Consider the following 16,325-nt stretch of genomic DNA (forward strand, 5'->3'; position numbering starts at 1 on the left):
CGTGAAGCTCTCCCATCTTGCATTGGCCGGGGCGATGGCCACCCTGGGCGCATCCGCCGGTGCGGTCACCATGGTCACCGCGCAACTGGGCATCAATCCGAACTTCAGCGGTGGCACGGGGCCGGTGAATTCCGTCCTGAACGATCCGGTCTCGGCCGAATTGACCAGCGGCCTCGTGACCGGCGGCTTCAGTTCCAGCGGTACGGGCCATGCCTATGCGCAGATCGGTGCGCTGAAGGTGGACGGCACGTCCGAGGGCAGCCTGAACAGCGTGGTGCGAGCCAGTTTCCGCGACGACTTCAAGCTCGACCTGGCCGGTGTGCCCGCCAACACCCAGGTCACGGTCAACTTCCAGCTGCTGTTCGACGGCACGCTCAGCGTCAACAACTCCAACATTGCCTCGACCTCCTGGCAGGTGAGGGCCGACATGGGCGGCGGCGCCTATGACCTGGGCGGCGACGCGACGCTGTACAACAACTCACCGTCGCTGGCCAAGCATGGCTATTTCGGCGACCCGCTGGGCCCGCTGAACGGCACGGCCACCTTCATGACCGGCCAGACCCTGCCGCTGATCGTGGAGCTGACGGGGACGGCCCAGACGGCATACGACGGCTATGGCGGCGCTTTGGCCTCCTCTTCCTTCGACCTGTCCCACACCCTGCGCTGGGGCGGCATGACGGTGCTGCTCAATGGCGTGCCGCAAAACCAGGTGACCCTGACCTCGGGTTCGGGCTTCAACTATCTGCAGGCCGCGCCGGTGCCCGAGCCGGGCACGCTGGCCATGGCGCTGTGCGGCGCCGCCGTGCTGCTCGTCCGGCGACGCCTGTCCCGCACTTAGTCGCTCTCAGTCACCCATATGCCCCGACTCGAGGGCCTCGCCGTCGATGGGCATGCTCTTGCCGTCGGCACCTTCGAAGAACAGCGGCTTGCGCGCCTTGGCCACCGGGGCGACCTGGTTCATCGTCGTCGCGTCGAACAGGCGGCCGTTCTGCATCACCTGGGTGATGCGGTCGGTCTGGCGGATGTCGGCCAGCGGGTTGCCGTCGATGACGACCAGGTCGGCCAGCTTGCCGGCTTCCAGCGAACCCAGGTCCTTGTCGAAGCCGAAGTTGCGCGCCGGGTTGATGGTGGCGGTGCGGAGGGCCTCCATGGGCGTCATGCCGCCCATGACGAACATCCACATCTCCCAGTGCGTACCCAGGCCTTCGCGCTGGCCGTGGGCGCCGATGGAGGTGTTGACGCCGGCGCGTGACAGCTGGGTGGCCGTGCGGGCGACGCGGATGACGTTGAAGTCCTCCTCGGGCGCAGTTTCGCGGCGCACCGAGCGCGGCTCCAGCACGCTGCGCGGCACGTAGCGGCTCAGCAGCGGGTGCTTCCAGACGTCGGTGCGGGCATACCAGTAATGCTCGCCGTCCAGGCCACCGTAGCCGACGTTCAGCGTCGGCGTGTAGCCGACCGCGGTCTGGCTCCACAGCTGCTTGACGTCGTCCCAGACCTCGGCCAGCGGCAGCGCGTGTTCCACCGTCGTGTGGCCGTCCACCACCATGCTCATATTGAGCTGGAAGAGCGAGCCGCCCTCGGGCACGACCATCATGCCGGTCTGGCGCGCGGCCTCCAGCACCTGCTGGCGCTGGTCGCGGCGCGGCTGCTGGTAGCTCTTCACGCTGATGGCACCTTCGGCCTTCTGGCGGTTCAGGTGGGTCAGCGCGTCGTCCAGGTTGTTGACGTTGGAATAGAAGGGCGTGCGGGCACCGTAGAGGATGGTGCCGGTCGAGTAGATGCGCGGGCCCAGCACGATGCCGGCGCGCTGCATCTCGGCCTGGGTGAAGATGGCCGAGCTGAGGTTGGACGGGTCGTGCAGCGTCGTCACGCCCAAGGCCAGCGACGCGAGGTTGACCCAGCTGGTCTGCGGGATCAGGCCGGAGTCGGTCATGGCGCCATGCCAGTGGGCGTCGATGAAGCCCGGCACGATGGTCTTGCCGTCGGCGGCGATGCGCTTGGCATCGGCCGGCACGGCGACATCCTTGCCGACCGCCACGATGCGGTTGCCGTCGATCAGGATGGTGCCGCCTTCGATGACCTCATCACCCTTCATCGTCACGATGCGGGCACCGGTCAGCGCGACCTTGCCCGTGGGCTTGTCGCTGGCCTGCTCGAAGCCGATCTTCTGCGCCGTGGCCTTGTCCTTGCCCTCGGCATTGGCCGTGAACAGCTCGTCGCCGAGCGTGAAGTGCAACTGCTTGCTGTCGCCACTCCAGTGCAGGGCCGAGCCCGCATTGACGTCGAGCTGGCGCACCGGCAGGGCGTCCATCTTGGCACCTACCGTGATGGCCTTGCCGGACTGGCCCTGCACATTCGGCAGCGGCGTCACATAGGCGTGATAGCGCTCGACGAAGCCCAGCCATTGGCCGTCCGGCGAGACGGTGTACTCGGAAGCCGCGTCGCTGCGCGCGATCTCGGTCTCGCTGCGGTCGCGCAGGTTCAGACGGGTCAGCGAGAAGCGCTGCTCGACCTCGCTGGTGCTGCTGGTCTTGGTGAAGAAGACCTCGTCGCTCCTGGCGCCGAACTGCGCAGCGCTGCCGTCCTTGCTGATGCGCTCGGGCTTGCCCGAGCCATCGGCGGCGGCCAGGTAGAGACCGGTGTCCAGGCTGTGCCAGGGGCTGGTCAGGCCGCCGCCCTTGACCTTGCGGTAGACCACCTGCTTGCCGTCCGGCGACAGGCGCGGCTCGAGGTATTTGCCGGGCTCCTTGACGACGATGCTGTCCTTGCCGGACGCGACGTCCAGGCGGCGGATCGTTCCCTGAGTGTCGTCGCGCCAGGTCGCATAGACCAGGCTCTTGCCGTCGCGCGACCAACTGGGGGCGAATTCAAACGACTCGTCCTGCCTGGTCAGGCGATGCGGCTTGCCGTCGGGCAGATCCTTCACGTAGAGCGAACCCAGGGCCGAGTAGACGACGCGCTTGCCGTCCGGCGACACCTGGGCGCCGCGCAGCTGGTGCACGGCGAACTTCTCGGGCGCCACCACCTGGGCGTAGCGCATCGGCTCGCGCAGTTCGCGGCTGTCCTTCACGTGGAAGGGGATGTCGGCGGCCGTGCCCTTGAAGGGGTCGACGCGCCAGATCTTGCCCTCGGCCCAGACGACGATCTCTTTGCTGCCGGGCATCCAGGCGAAGCTGGGGTAGACGCCCCACATGGCCCAGATCTCCTGCAGGTCGCGCGACAGGCCGCTCCAGGCCGGGAGCTCGCGGCCGGTGGCCAGGTCCTTCAGGAACAGCGTGCTCTGGTTGCGCACGCGGCGCACGAAGGCCAGGTATTTGCCGTCGGGCGAAGGCGTGGGGCGCACCGCGCCGCCGGGGCCGGTCACGAAGGGCTCGACCGAGCCGTCGCTCAGATCCTGGCGGAAGATCTTGTAGATCTCGCCATTGCTGTCCTTGTTGTATTCGAAGACCCGGCCGGGCGTCGTGTCCTGGGAGTAGTAGAGGTATTTGCCGTCCGGCGAGACGGCCGGCTCGCCCAGGTCCTTCTGCCAGTTGGGCTTCTCATTGAGCTGCACGCCCTTGTTCTTGGCCGCGTCGCCGTCGACGTGATACAGCCAGATCTCGCCCGAGCCCGCACTGCGCGTGCCGGTGTAGTGCTTGCGCGCCAGCAGGTATTTGCCGCTGGGGTGCCAGACCGGGTTGTTCAGCAGGCGGAAGTCTTCCTTGGTCACGGCGCGAACGCCGCTGCCGTCGGCATTCATGACCCAGATGTTGTCGCCGCCGCCGGCATCGCTGAGGAAGGCGATCTGCTTGCCGTCCGGCGAGAAGCGGGCCTGGTGCTCCCAGGCGATGGAATGCGTCAGGGCCTTGGCCTCGCCGCCACCAATGGGCAGGGTGTAGAGATCGCCGAGCAGGTCGAACACGAGGGTCTTGCCGTCGGGGCTGACGTCCACGCTCATCCAGGTGCCGGTCTTCACGTCGATGTTGGCCGTCTTGGCCACGCCGGGCGGCGTGTTGACATTCCACGCCGCGGGCTTGGGCGCTTCTTTCGCGGGCTCCTTGGTGGCTTCCTGGGCGTTGGCGACCAGGGCGGCGGCCAGCAGCAATGAGGGGGCGAAGGTCAGACGTGACATGAGGTCGGGTGGGGGAAGACCAAAACCTTCGATGCTAGCGAAGGCCGGCTTGCCCGCCCGTTCGTCACGCCCCGGCCAAGGCCAGGGCTTCGCTCAAGCTGAGGGTTTGTCCCGAGCTCCACGCGGCCTTGGCGCGGTCGCCGCTCAACTGCGAGGTGGCCAGCCGGCGCACGCGGGCCAGCGAGCGGGCCTCGCGGCTGCCCAGGGCGCCGAGGTGGCGCTGCCAGTACTGCTCGGCGAAGGCCGCCAGCTGCAGTGCATGCTCGGGATGACGCAGCCGCGCCAGCGGTCGCGGGAAGAGCTGCAGCGTCAGCGCCCGCGCATGCAGATGCTGGCGGCCATGGGCGATGCGCAGGGCCTGGCGTGCCGCGGCCAGCGCGGCCGGCCAGTCGCGTCGGGACTCATGGGCCATGGCGAGGGAATAGGCCGCGTCGAGCTGTCCCACGCCATCGCCATCGGCCTCGGCCATGCGCTGGCAGGCCGTGATCCAGCCCACCGCCGTGGCGACGTCGCCCAGTTCGATCAGGCATTGGGCGCGGTTGCGCAGCCGCGCCGCGGCCTGGCGGGAATGGCCGACCGCTTCCCACAGCTCCTGGGCGCGGGCGTAGAGCGCCTCCGCCTGGGCCGGCTGGCCGCGCGAGACGGCGATGGCGGCGAGCTGCTGCCAGGCGCGCGCCTCGGTGGTCACGTCGCCGACGCGGCGGGCCAGGGCCACGGCTTCCTCCAGCGGCCGGGTCTGACCCTGCTCGCGGTTGTCGCCGGCCAGCAGCACCCAGGCGCGGCGCACCAGGGCCGGTGCGCGCGCGGCCGGATCGTTGCCGGCCAGATGCAGGGCCTGCTCGGCCTCGGCCAGGGCCAGGGTGCGATCACCATGCGTGAAGGCCAGGTGGGCGCGCAGCTCATGACCGGCGGACGAGGGCGGTGCCAGCTGCAGCAGCTGGCCGAGTTGGTCGACCAGCGTGCGGTCGACGCCATCGCTTTCCCAGCAGGGCCGCATGGCCAGGGCCAGGTTCAGGCCGGTGGTGGCATCGTCGTCGTCGGCCGCGTTGGCGATCAGCGCCCGCGCCAGTTCGCGACGCGGCGCCCAGGCGGTGATGGGCGCCTGCAGGCCAAGGGACGCGGCCCAGTCGCAGAGCTCGGCGCGCAATGTGCCGCGTGCCGCGCGCTGCGCCGCGGCGTCCACGCGGGTCAGCACGCCGCGGCGCAGCAGCTCCAGCATGCGGTAGCGCGGCTCGGCGTCGCCCGCGGCCTGGATCAGCGAATGCCCGGTCAACTCGTTGAGCAGGGCCGGCGTGCCGTCCAGCGCCGCAACGTCGGCCCAGGCGAAGGCGCCGGGCAGGGCCGCCAGGCGTTGCAGCAGCGCACGCGGCTCGGGGCCGAGCAGGGCCAGGCTCCAGTCCAGCAGGCCGGCCACCGAGGCATGGCGCGGCGCGCGCGTCGGGCTGGCCAGCCAGCTGGGCAAGGTGCTGGACTCGGTGCGCAGGTTGCGCCATTGCTCCAGCATCTGCGCGGGCGAGAAGCTGCGCACGCGGGCCGCGGCCAGCTCCAGGGCCAGCGGCAGGCCTTCCAGCTCACGGATGAGTTCGGTCAGCGCGGCCTGGTTGTCGCGGCTGGCGTGGAAGTCGGCCCGCACGGCGCGTGCGCGGTCGATGAAGAGGGCTTGCGCAGTCTCCTGGGCTTCGGACAGGGGCGCCACGTCGACCAGGGTTTCACCATCGAGCTCCAGGGCGTGGCGCGACGTGACCAGCAGGCACAGCGCGGGCGAGATCGCCAGCAGCCGCTGCACGGCCTGGGCGACGACGCCCATGGCCTGCTCGGCGTTGTCCAGCACCAGCAGGCGCAGGGCGCCGGGGTCCTGCAGCGCCGCCTCGATGGCCGGCCAGCCGCCGCCCCGTGTGATGGTCAGGCCACGCTCGAGCGCGGCGACGAGGCCGGCTTCGTCACGCACCTCGGCCAGGGCGGCCATGCCACAGCTCCAGTCCCGCTGGCTGAACTGCCGCCAGGCCAGCTCCACCGCCAGACGCGTCTTGCCGACGCCGCCGGGCCCGATGAAGGTCAGCAGGCGCAGCTCGGGCAGGCGCTCGGCCAGGGCTTCGAGCCGGCCGGGCGGCGCGAAAAAGCGCGTCAGATAGCGCGGCAGGCTGATGGCAAAGGAGGGCTGGGCGGGCGCCGACGCCGACGCGATGGCCGGCTCGGGTCGCAGCGGTGGGTGCTGGGGCATGGCTTCGGCCAGGGCGGCGAGGCGGTGACGCTCTTCGACGACCCAGTCGTCGAAATAGCCGGGCAGCAACTCGCCGCCGTAGATGGCCGTGTCGCGCAGGGCTTCGAATTCCTGGGCGTCGGTGGTCAGGGCGCCGGGCAGCAGCGAGATCTGCAGGCGGTCAGCCTGGATCAGCGGCGCCTCGGGTGTTTCCAGCAAGGCGCGCAGCGTGGACAGGGTCTGGCGCAGGCGGTTGCGGCCGGCGTCCAGTTCGACGCCGGGCCACAGCAGCTCGACGAGTTCCTCGCGCGGATGCTGGCGCTTTGGTTGCAGCGCCAGACGGGCCAGCAGCAGCGTGGCGGCGCGGCTGGGCAGGCGGGTCAGCTCGACGCGGCCGGCGCGCTCGATCTCGAAACCCCCGAGCAGGCGCAGCCTGAGCATGTCAACGGCGCCCGGCCGCCCGTAGGCGTTGACGCGCCCCCTCGGGGGGCAGCGGCCGAAGGTCGCGTGGGGGCCTCATGTTCTATGGCCAGAGCCACCAGACGATCAGGCCGCCGAACACGATCCATTGGATCGCGTAATAGGCAAAGCGGCTCTTGGCCTTGATCTGCTTGCCGAACAGGCGCACCTGCTGCACATAGCCGAAGGCCTTGTTGATGCCGCCGGTCTTGTCGGTGTCCGAGTTGGGTGCCGCCGCGGCGCGGATCAGCGTGTGGCTGATGAAGTGGTTGAACCAGCGCGCCACCGGGTTGTTCAGCGGCCGCTCGACGTCGCAGAACAGGATGATGCGCATCATGTCCGACTGGTTCTCGGCATAGTGCAGATAAGTCTCGTCGAAGATGACGCCCTCGCCGTCGCGCCAGAAATAGCGCTCGCCGTCGACCGAGATATAGCAGCTGTCGGCATTGGGCGTGACCAGGCCCAGGTGGTAGCGCACCGAGCCGGCGAAGGGGTCGCGGTGGGTCACCAGGCGGCCGCCCGGGGGCAGGGCGGCGAACATCGCGGCCTTCACGGTCGGGATGCGCTGCAGCAGCTCGGTCGTCACCGGGCAGAGCTCGCGCGCCGAGGGGTGGGCGTCGCCATACCACTTGAGGTGAAAGCGGGTCCAGCCGGTCTTGAAGAAGCTGTTGAAGCCGGCGTCGTTGTATTTGTCGCTCTTCTTGATCTCGCCGGCCTCGGCCAGCTTGAAGGCCTCGGCGCGGATGTCCTGCCAATGCTCCTGGAGCAGCTTCAGCTCGGGGAAGCCCGCCACCGGCAGATAGGGCTTGGCCGGCAGCCGGGAGAACAGATACATCAGGCAGTTGATGGGTGCCATGAAGGTGGAGTGATCCATCAACTGGCGGAAGAAGCGCAGGCGCACGCGGCCGCGGAAGTGCACATACATCGTGCTCGCGATGAAGATCGCGACGATGCCGAGCTTGATATAGGGGATGTTGTTCATCGTGCGTAGAAATCAGCCTCGCCGGGCGGGCGCGACTTGAAGCGCTTGTGCAGCCAGAAGTACTGGTGCAATTGTCGACGCGCCTGGGCTTCGATCACCGCATTCATGCGGGTGGCGTCGGCCACGATGTCCTTGCTGGGGAAATCTGCCAGCGCCGGCTCGATGACAAGGGTATAGCCATTGGCCTCCCGGCGCGGGTAGCAGGGCAATACCGCCGCCTGGGTGGCGGCGGCCATGCGCGACAGGCCGCCGATGGTGGCCGCCGGCACGCCGAAGAAGGGCACGAAGACCGAATCGCGGTGGCCGAAGTCCTGGTCGGGCAGGTAGTAGAGGCGGTAGCCGTCCTTCAGCGCCCGCAGCGTCGGCCGCGTGCCTTGCTGGCGCGCGAAGATGATGCCGGTGCCGAAGCGCAGCCTCTTGGCGCGGAAGAAGGCGTCCAGCCAGGGATCCTTCTGCACCGAGTAGATGCTGACCAGCGGCGTCTCCAGCGACACGCGCAGGCCGGCCAGGTCCAGGCCGGTGAAGTGGGGCATCATCAGGATGACGTTGCGCCCGTCCAGGGCGCGCAGATGCTCCAGGCCTTCGATGCGCATCAGGCGCTTGAGGCGCTCGCGCGAGGCGAACCAGCCGTAGCCGTACTCCAGCAGCATCTGCACCATGGCGACGAAATGCCGGCGCAGCAGCCGCGCCCGTTCGGCTTCGCTCATTTCCGGCAGGCACAGGCGCAGATTGACCTCGCCGATGCGGCGGCGCGAGGTCGGCAGCGCATAGATCAGACTGCCCACCACCCAGCCCAGGGCCGTGATCACGCGGAAAGGCAGCCAGCTCAGCAGCCACACGACGCCGACAAGCAGCCTCAGGCCCACGATGATCTCTGCCGGTTTTTCAAGGCATTCCTTTTGGAATCAACAACTTGGCTTCTGGTTACGCCACTCGGGCGCCCGGCATTCTCTCAGGCCGGCAACGCCATCCGACGCAGGCGCAGCTGCTGCGCCGCCAGCATCAGCAGCGGGATGGCCGCCAGCCAGGCGAAGGCCCAGGCGGAGGGGTGCGCCACCCAAGCCGCCGCGACCAGACCGCATTGCAGCAGCATGGCGTTGCCGAAGCCCGCACCGCGTCCGCCGGTGTAGCCGGCGACGAGCATGGCCAGCAGCCACAGGCCGAGCAGCACACGCAGAATGAGCCCGGGCAGGCCGGGGGCGTCGATCGACAGCAGGCCCATGAGGGCTGGCCATTGCAGCAGGGCGAAGGTGCAGGGCTCGGACAGGGCGCGGCGGCAGTCGGGAGTCGAAGTCATGGCCAGCTCCAGTGCGGGTTCAGCGCCGGTACAGGCGCAGGCGGAAGGCGGTCGTCGCGACGACGCTGTCCCAGTTGTTCGGCGCCGCGGCGGCATCGAATTGCTGTCGCGTCCGATACGGCCCGCCCGCGGCGATGCTCTGCGCCATGGCGGCGTTCATGTTGGGCAGGCGCATCAGCTCGGCCGGCGACATCTCGCTCACATAGGCCGGCGCGCGCGGCGCGTCGGACAGCGCGTAGTTGTCCACGTTCTCGTCGACGGTGTTGGTCAGGCTCAGCGGTGGCACCTGGGCGCCAGGCTGGCCCGTCGAGAGGTCGGTGGCCGTGCCGGTCACGGTCAACGGCACGGCCCTTTCCGCCTGGATGATGTCGGCGATGACGGCGTCGTCCGGGTTGCCGGTGGCGCGCAGCCGGGCCTGATCGGCGGTGCGCGCATCGCGGCCGAAATGGGCCGTGACTTCGAAGCGCAATGGCACCGACGGTGAGCCGTGCACACGCGTCTTGGCGTGCTCCTCGAAGCCGGCCGACATGCTGCTGTTGGCCGATCGCGTCAGCGGCGTCAGGTTGGCCCAGGACGCGCCGGTGCCGCCGAGGTGGTGGTTCAGCAGATGGCCCATGATGTAGTAGGTCGAGCCGCCGTGGCGGCGCCGCCCCAGGGCCTCCCACAGGCCGCCCGACACGCTGGGCTCGCTGCCCGGCGCATGCACGGCGGTCAGCCGCTCGACGGTGGCCGAGCGGCCCATGCCGGATTCCAGGTTGCCGTATTCCGGCGCGGTGGAGGCACCGGCGCCGCCGCCCATGATCTCCTTGGCCAGGTCGGCCAGCTGGGTGGTCAGCGACACCACCTCGGCCTCGGCGTTGGCACCGGGGGCGGTGGCCGAGCCGTCCGCCGCTGCGGGCGCCGCCGTTCGCTGCACGCGCAGCAGCTCGGTGTGCAGGGCCCGGGCGCGCGCGATCTTGCCCTGCTTGGTGGCGCTGGCACCGACTTCCTGGGCGTCGAGGAAAGCGGTGAAGGACTGAGGCGTCGACGCGATCGTCAGCTGGGCGCTGGCGCCTTCGCCGGTGAAATAGAGCTCATGCCCTTCGCCGTTCTCGTCCGTGAAGGCGAAGTGGCGGTTCCACCAACCCACCACCGCGTCGCGCACGGCTTCCACGCCGCGCCGCGCCATCGCGATGAAGGCCTGGCCCAGCTCGATGGCGCGGTCGATCAGCCAGTCGATGCCCTGGTCGACCAGCTCGCGCACCGTCTCCAGCAGCTCGTGCATGCGCTCGCCGATATTGCCCAGGCCGAACTGGTTGGCCAGGAAGCCGATGGCCACCGGCATGGCGCGGTCCAGCGCATCCTCCAGAAAGCCGGCCGCGCCGTCGATGGCGCCGTGGGCAATGTCCAGGATGCCGTCCAGCACGCGCGAGACGATCTCCAGCATCTCGCGCAGGTATTGCACGAAGGACTCGATGGCGTTGTAGACGGCCACCAGCGTGTTGATGACGGGCATGATGCCGGTCACGTCCAGCAGGCTCATCAGCCAGCGCGTTGCGCGGCCGATGATGGCGTCGGTGACCCAGCTGATGACGCCGTCCAGCACGCGGTCCCAGAGGTTGGACAGCTGGTTCTGGATCTCCACCCACAGCCCCGCCGGTCCCTCGGTGATGAGGATGGACAGGAAATGCCAGGCGCCGGTCGCCAGGTTCATGATCTGGCGCAGCCGCCTCACCGTGCCGGGGTCGAGCTTGCGTTCCAGGCGCTCGAAGATGTGCTCGACGGTGATGCCCAGCACCTGCAGCACGAAGCTGAAGATGGAGGCGATGGAGAAGTCGGTCGGCGGCGTGATGCCGGCGGACTCGGCCTGGCCGAACAGCCAGCCACTGACGCCGTTCAGAAGATGGGTGCCGATGTTGTCGAAGAAGCGCCCGAAGCCGGCCTTGACGGCGCCCAGCAGGTTGATGAGGAAGCCCACCGGATCGGTCAGGATGTCGCCGATGGCCGCGGCGGCCTTGGCCAGCACCTGCACCACCAGCTCGGGCGGCAGGCCCAGCACGCGCAGCACCGACTGGAAGAAGGTCCATGCCGCGCCGGCCAGGTCGCCGTCGACGAAGACCTGGCGCAAGATGCGCAGGGCCGTGGCCTGCACGCGCGGCCACAGCGTCGGGTCGCTGAAGAACTGGCCGAAGACGGGGATGCGCGCCAGGATCTGGTTGAAGACGAAGTTCTTAATCGGCTCGCGGATGCAGCAGGGAATGGCCTCCCAGACGCTGGACAGGATGAGCTGGGGCAGGCGCATCAGGTCGCCCACCACGCCGATGAGCCGCCGCACCACGCCCACGGCGTTCTCGATGAAGGGCGTCAGCGCGTCGAAGCCCTGCAGCAGCCAGTCGAACAGGCCGCGCACCTTCTCGTCCGCCCAGCTGACCAGGCGCAGGGCCGCGTCCTCCAGCCAGCCCAGGGCGTTGGCCAGCATGGCCATCAGCGTGCTGGAGCGCAGGCTGCCCATCAGCGAGGTCACGGCGCCGCCGAGAGCGCCCACCTTGGTCGACACCCAGCCGCCGGCCTCGACGATGACGTTGCGCACGGTGCCGATCACCTGGGTCACCGACGGCAGCACGCTGGCCAGGGTGTCGCGGTTCTCGGCCACGCCGTCGCCGCCTTGCATGGCCGTGGCCGAGGCGTTCAGCTGCGTGGACATCTGCTGCATCTGCTGGCCGAAGTTGCGCATCCACGGCGGCGGCAGCATGTCAGCCACCTTCTGCGCGGTGGCGGCGATGGGCTGCCAGACCGGCGCGGTCTGCTCCTTCACCCAGTCCCAGGCCTCGCCGGCCTTGGTCGTGATCCAGCCGACGATGCCGCCGGAGCTGTCGCCGTTGCCTGCCTCCTCGGGCCCGAAGAGCTGCTCCTTGACCCAGCCCCAGGCGTCGCCCACTGCATTGCGGATGGGCGCGGTCCAGTTCCAGATGTCGGTGCCGAAGGCCTCGATGCGCGCCCACACGGCGCCAGCCTTGTTGCGCAGCCACTCGATGGCCGGCGCGCCATAGCCATTCCACAGATCGCTGAAGAAGTCGCCGATGGGCTGCAGAAAGGTCGTCAAGCGGTCCCACGCCTCGCCGGCCACCTCCGTCACGAAGGTCTTCAGCTCGTCGATGGCGTTCAGCAGCGGCTGGCAGTCGCCCGAGATCAGGGCTGCGGCAATGCCGGCGGCCCGCTCGACCAGGCCGGTGAAGACGCCGAGCATGGCCGTCAGCGTGCCGCTGGGATCCAGGGCATTGAGCACCGCGGTCAGGCCCTCCAGGGCCGACGACACCATGTCGCGCAGCAGGGCCATGGGGCCGCGTTCGATGACGGGCACCAGGCTGGGCGCCACCTCGCGCACCAGGCGCATGGCGACGGCGCCGATGGCGTCGCCCACCGCGTCGACGGCGGCCGAGCCGGCGTCCACCACCGCACCGGCGGCGTCGCTGACGGCGCCGGTCGCACTGTCCCAGGCGTCGCCCGCCCACGAGCGTTGCACGCCGGTGGTCGGCGCCTCCTTGGCGGTCAGCGGCGCGCGGCTGGCCATCAGCTTCGCATTCGCTTCGGCCTCGCGTTCGGCCTTGTCATGGTGGGCGCCGCCGTCGGCCGCACTGCGCTGCGCCGTGGGCGGCGCGGCCGGGCTGCGCTGCTGCACGACGTGGGTGAGTTCATGCGCCAGCAGGCCGCGGCCTTCTGTGCTTTCGGGGTCGTAGCGGGCAGCGCCGAAGACGATGTCGTTGCCGGCCGTGTAGGCGCGCGCGCCCAGGCCTTCGGCGGACGCGGCGGCGGCGCCGTCGGCATGCACGCGCACATCGGCCAGCGGCGCGCCGAAACGGCCTTCCATCTCGGCGCGCACCGGCGCCGGCAGGGGCTGGCCGCGGCCGGCCTTGTCCTGCAGATAGCGTGGCAGGCCGGCAGGCGACGATTTGGAGTTGGCAGCGCGAGGCGGTCCGCGGTTGGCCGCGCCTTTGGGCGTGCGTGCGGTGGCAGTGCGCGCCTGCATGGTGGCTACAGGTCAGATGGCGCGCTGCGGCCCAGCTTGCGGTATTCGGCGCGCAGGCCGTCGGCGATGTCGGCGTAGACGATGCGTTCGCCGCGGGCTCGGGCCTGGGCGGCGGCGGCCAGTACGGCATTGCGCACATGGCCGCCGGCGAAGTCGCCCAGGGCGGCCAGGCGGTTCAGGTCGGCGGCACTGCAGTCGCTGGCCTCGCCGAGATGGGCCTGCCAGAGGCTGCGCCGCGCCGTCGCATCCGGTGCAACGAAGTCGACGATGAAGTCCAGCCGCCGCGCGAAGGCCGGGTCGAAACGGGCGCGGCTGTTGCTGGTCAGCACGACGATGCCGCTGTGGGTCTCGATGCGCTGCAGCAGGTAGTTGGTCTGGGCATTGGCGAAGCGGTCGTTGGCGCTGGCGACCTCCGTGCGCTTGCCGAACAGGGTGTCGGCCTCGTCGAAGAGCAGCACTGCATCGGCATGCTCTGCGCGCGCCAGCAGCTCGGCCAGGTTCTTCTCGGTGTCGCCGATCCACTTGCTCAGCATGGCCGCCAGGTCGACGCGGTAGACCGGCAGGCCCAGGCGATGCGCCAGCCATTGCCCGGCCAGGGACTTGCCGGTGCCGGAGCCGCCGGTGAACAGCATGCGCACGCCGTCGCTGGCCCGCGTGAGGGCCGCGGCACCCAGGCCGGCGTGCAGGGTCTCGCGCTGCCTGCAGCGCTGGGCGATGCGCTCCAGTTCGGCACGCAGCTGCGGGCTGGCGACCAGGGCCTCGTCGGGCACGGCCTCGCTCAGCGGCTGGGCCAGGGCATCGAGGGCGCGGCCGGATGGCGTCATCAACGCGGCGCGGTGCAGGCTGTCGCCCGTCGCCTGGCCGGCGCCGAGCAGGCGGGCCAGGCGGGCGTGGTCGCTGATCTGGGCATAGCCGGCGCGGTAGCGCTGGGCAGCTTCGGTGGCCAGCGCCTCGTCCGTCAGCGCGGCCTGCCAAAGCGCGGTCCGCGTGGCAGCGTCGGGCAAGGGCACGCGCCAGTCGGCCATGGGGCCGTCGCGGCGCACGCCGCCATCCAGGCCGGTGACGACCAGGGCCGGGCCGTCATAGATGGCCAGCGGCGGCAGCGTGGTCACGGCGCCGGGTGCGCCGTCGATCTCGAAAACGGGCACGCGGCCGCTCAGGATCAGCCAGGCTTCGGCGCCGGGCGGCAGGGCTTCCGAGTTCGCAAACCAGGCGGGTTCGCTGCCGAGCCGGCGTACCAGTTCGGTGGCCAGGCCGCTTGCCTCGTGAGGCGCGGCGCTGCGGATGACGAGGCCGGAACGCGGCATGGCCGCCAGGTCGCGGGACCAGGCGGCCAGGGCCGTGTCGAGGGCAGGGACGGCAGCCACGGGCCAGAGGGCGGGCGACGGCGCACCGGGCCAATCACAGGCCACGCCGGCCAGGGCGGCGGCAATCGGCGCGGGCACGCGTGGCGTCATTTCGCAAAGCGGGCGAAGGCCGTGGGCTTCCTCGGCCTGCAGCAGGCCGTGGCGCATGGCGCGGCCATAGGCCAGGGCATGCAGCGTGGCGGCTTCGCCGCGTTGCGGATCGGCGGTTGAGTAGCTCTCGTGCAGAGGCGCCAGGGCGCGGGCCAGCAGGGCCAGCGCGGGGCGAGGCTGGGCTTGCGGCGCCTGCATCCAGGCGATGACGCGGCCGACCAGCGGGTCGTCCTCCACCGCGGCGACCAGGGCCAGGGCCAGGGTTTCGACGGTGCTCAGGCCAAAGGCATCGCGGGCCCGGGCCAGCGGCTCATCCCGTTCGATGCCGGCCAGCGCATGGACGCGCCAATCCTCGCCCCCGGCGGCGGCCAGGGCGTCGCGCAGCAAGCGTTCCTCGGGCGCGGCGGCCGGGTCGCCGGGATGGACGAACAGCGCGCCCAATGCCGCGAGGCCGAAGTCGCGCGGGCGCATCGTCAAGTGCGGCGGCAGGTCGGCGGGGTTCATGAGGGGTAGTGAAAGTGGACGATGCGGCCCAGCCAGGGGACGAAGCCGGGGTCGATGTCGAAGCCGGCGCGGCGGATGCGCAGGTCCAGCGACGCGGCTGGAAACTCGATGTCGATGCGCTCCGGCGAGACCCAGGCCGAGCCGCGACGGCGGGCGATGCGCAGCAGCGGCAGTCGCGCGTCCTCGATGGCGGCGAGGCGGGCCGTGCGCAGCCACTGCACGTCTTGGGCCGGCGGCAGGTCGAGGCCGGCGATGGCGGCATGAAGGGCATCGTCGTCCGGGACAAGGAAGCGCTGGCAGGCGGCGCGCAGGGCGCCGGCCCAGGCGGCCAGCGGGTCGTCGGCGTCATCCAGGCCATGGCGCAACAGCAGAGGCAGCAACAGCCAGAGACCGGACCAGGGACTGACCAGACCGTGGTGGAGGTCGGCATCAAGCGCCGACGCTTCGAGGGCGCGCGATGTGATCGCTGGGGCCCCCGGCACCTCGGTGCTTCGAGGCAGATCGCGAGCCGGCTCGCTGGCGCCTTCGATCAAGCCTGGCGACTCGATCAGCTCAAGCGTCAAAGCGCTGGAGTCGATGGCCCGTCGTTCGAGGGTAGGGCTTTCGCTGCCCGGCGACAAGGTCTTGATGACCTGCGTCAATCTTGCCCGGGCCGCCATTGGGCGTGCGTCGGATGCCGCCGCGTGGGGAGGTCGCTGCACCAGCCCCGGCGGTGCATCCGCTGCGTCGACCACCTTCAGCACGGCGAGCGCCTGCGCTTCGTCGATCGCTTCAATGAAGGGCGCCACCATCCGATGGTGCGCGATCAAGGCGAGCAGCGAACGCGCCTGCTCAGCCTGCCTTTGCTCGCTGAACGCAGTGACAGCCACTGCGGCTTCCTCGTTCGCCATCAGCATCAACGCCACGGCCCGCGCCGGCCAGGCTTGCTCTTCGACCTGCGGCGGCGCAATCTGCTTCCAATACCAGGCCTCGGTCGCTTTCCCCCGCAGCCAGCGCTGCAGCAGCATCTGCCGCGCCACCCTCAGGCTGGGTGCCCACACGGCCTGCGCCGCATCGCCGGCCAGCTCCATCGGTTGGGCCTGCGACGCCAGTTGTTGCCACGCCCGCTCCAACTGCAAAGCCAAGGTCTGCGCGCTCGCACCTGCGGCCGCACGCAGGCGCAGGCGACGCACCAGCACGAAGCGATTCAGCAGGACCGCCGGCTTGGACGACACGCGCAGCGCATCCTCCACGCTGGGCAGCAGGCCGGGCGCCGGCCGCGGCGCGCTGAGGCGCAGGCGTTGGACGGTGAGGTCGGCCGCAGCCATGG

Annotated in this window: 9 protein-coding genes; 1 reads left to right on the forward strand and 8 read right to left on the reverse strand. The window is 70.2% G+C overall.

Annotated features, from left to right (window positions below):
- Nucleotide 1: 1 nt before the first annotated feature.
- The gene (locus AC3WOE_RS03325; protein WP_492688257.1) at nt 2-838 is read left to right on the forward strand and encodes a hypothetical protein; all 837 of its coding nucleotides are present in this window, start codon (nt 2-4) and stop codon (nt 836-838) included.
- A 6-nt stretch (nt 839-844) separates the two neighbouring features.
- On the opposite strand, the gene AC3WOE_RS03330 is transcribed toward AC3WOE_RS03325, so the two are convergent.
- The 8 genes from AC3WOE_RS03330 to AC3WOE_RS03365 form a co-directional block, all read right to left on the reverse strand.
- Entirely contained in the window at nt 845-4,111 is a 3,267-nt protein-coding gene (locus tag AC3WOE_RS03330; protein ID WP_492688258.1) for an amidohydrolase family protein, read from the reverse strand.
- Between the two features lie 64 nt (nt 4,112-4,175).
- Nucleotides 4,176-6,752, reverse strand: coding sequence for an ATP-binding protein (locus AC3WOE_RS03335; protein ID WP_492688260.1), 2,577 nt, complete (start codon nt 6,750-6,752; stop codon nt 4,176-4,178).
- Nucleotides 6,753-6,834: 82 nt separating this feature from the next.
- Entirely contained in the window at nt 6,835-7,734 is a 900-nt protein-coding gene (locus AC3WOE_RS03340; RefSeq protein ID WP_492688474.1) for an aspartyl/asparaginyl beta-hydroxylase domain-containing protein, read from the reverse strand.
- Nucleotides 7,735-7,748: 14 nt separating this feature from the next.
- Nucleotides 7,749-8,618, reverse strand: coding sequence for an LpxL/LpxP family acyltransferase (locus AC3WOE_RS03345; protein ID WP_492688262.1), 870 nt, complete (start codon nt 8,616-8,618; stop codon nt 7,749-7,751).
- Between the two features lie 86 nt (nt 8,619-8,704).
- Entirely contained in the window at nt 8,705-9,049 is a 345-nt protein-coding gene (locus AC3WOE_RS03350; protein ID WP_492688264.1) for a hypothetical protein, read from the reverse strand.
- A 19-nt stretch (nt 9,050-9,068) separates the two neighbouring features.
- Nucleotides 9,069-13,055, reverse strand: a complete 3,987-nt coding sequence (locus AC3WOE_RS03355; RefSeq protein ID WP_492688265.1) for an eCIS core domain-containing protein — start codon at nt 13,053-13,055, stop codon at nt 9,069-9,071.
- Nucleotides 13,056-13,060: 5 nt separating this feature from the next.
- Nucleotides 13,061-15,016, reverse strand: coding sequence for an ATP-binding protein (locus AC3WOE_RS03360; protein ID WP_492688267.1), 1,956 nt, complete (start codon nt 15,014-15,016; stop codon nt 13,061-13,063).
- Nucleotides 15,013-16,323 carry a hypothetical protein gene (locus tag AC3WOE_RS03365; RefSeq protein ID WP_492688268.1) on the reverse strand — a complete coding sequence of 437 codons (1,311 nt, stop codon included), beginning with the start codon at nt 16,321-16,323 and terminating at the stop codon, nt 15,013-15,015. The genes AC3WOE_RS03360 and AC3WOE_RS03365 overlap by 4 nt, the downstream gene beginning before the upstream one ends.
- Nucleotides 16,324-16,325 lie beyond the last annotated feature (2 nt).

It is taken from the genome of Roseateles sp. FW305-36 (assembly GCF_058787015.1).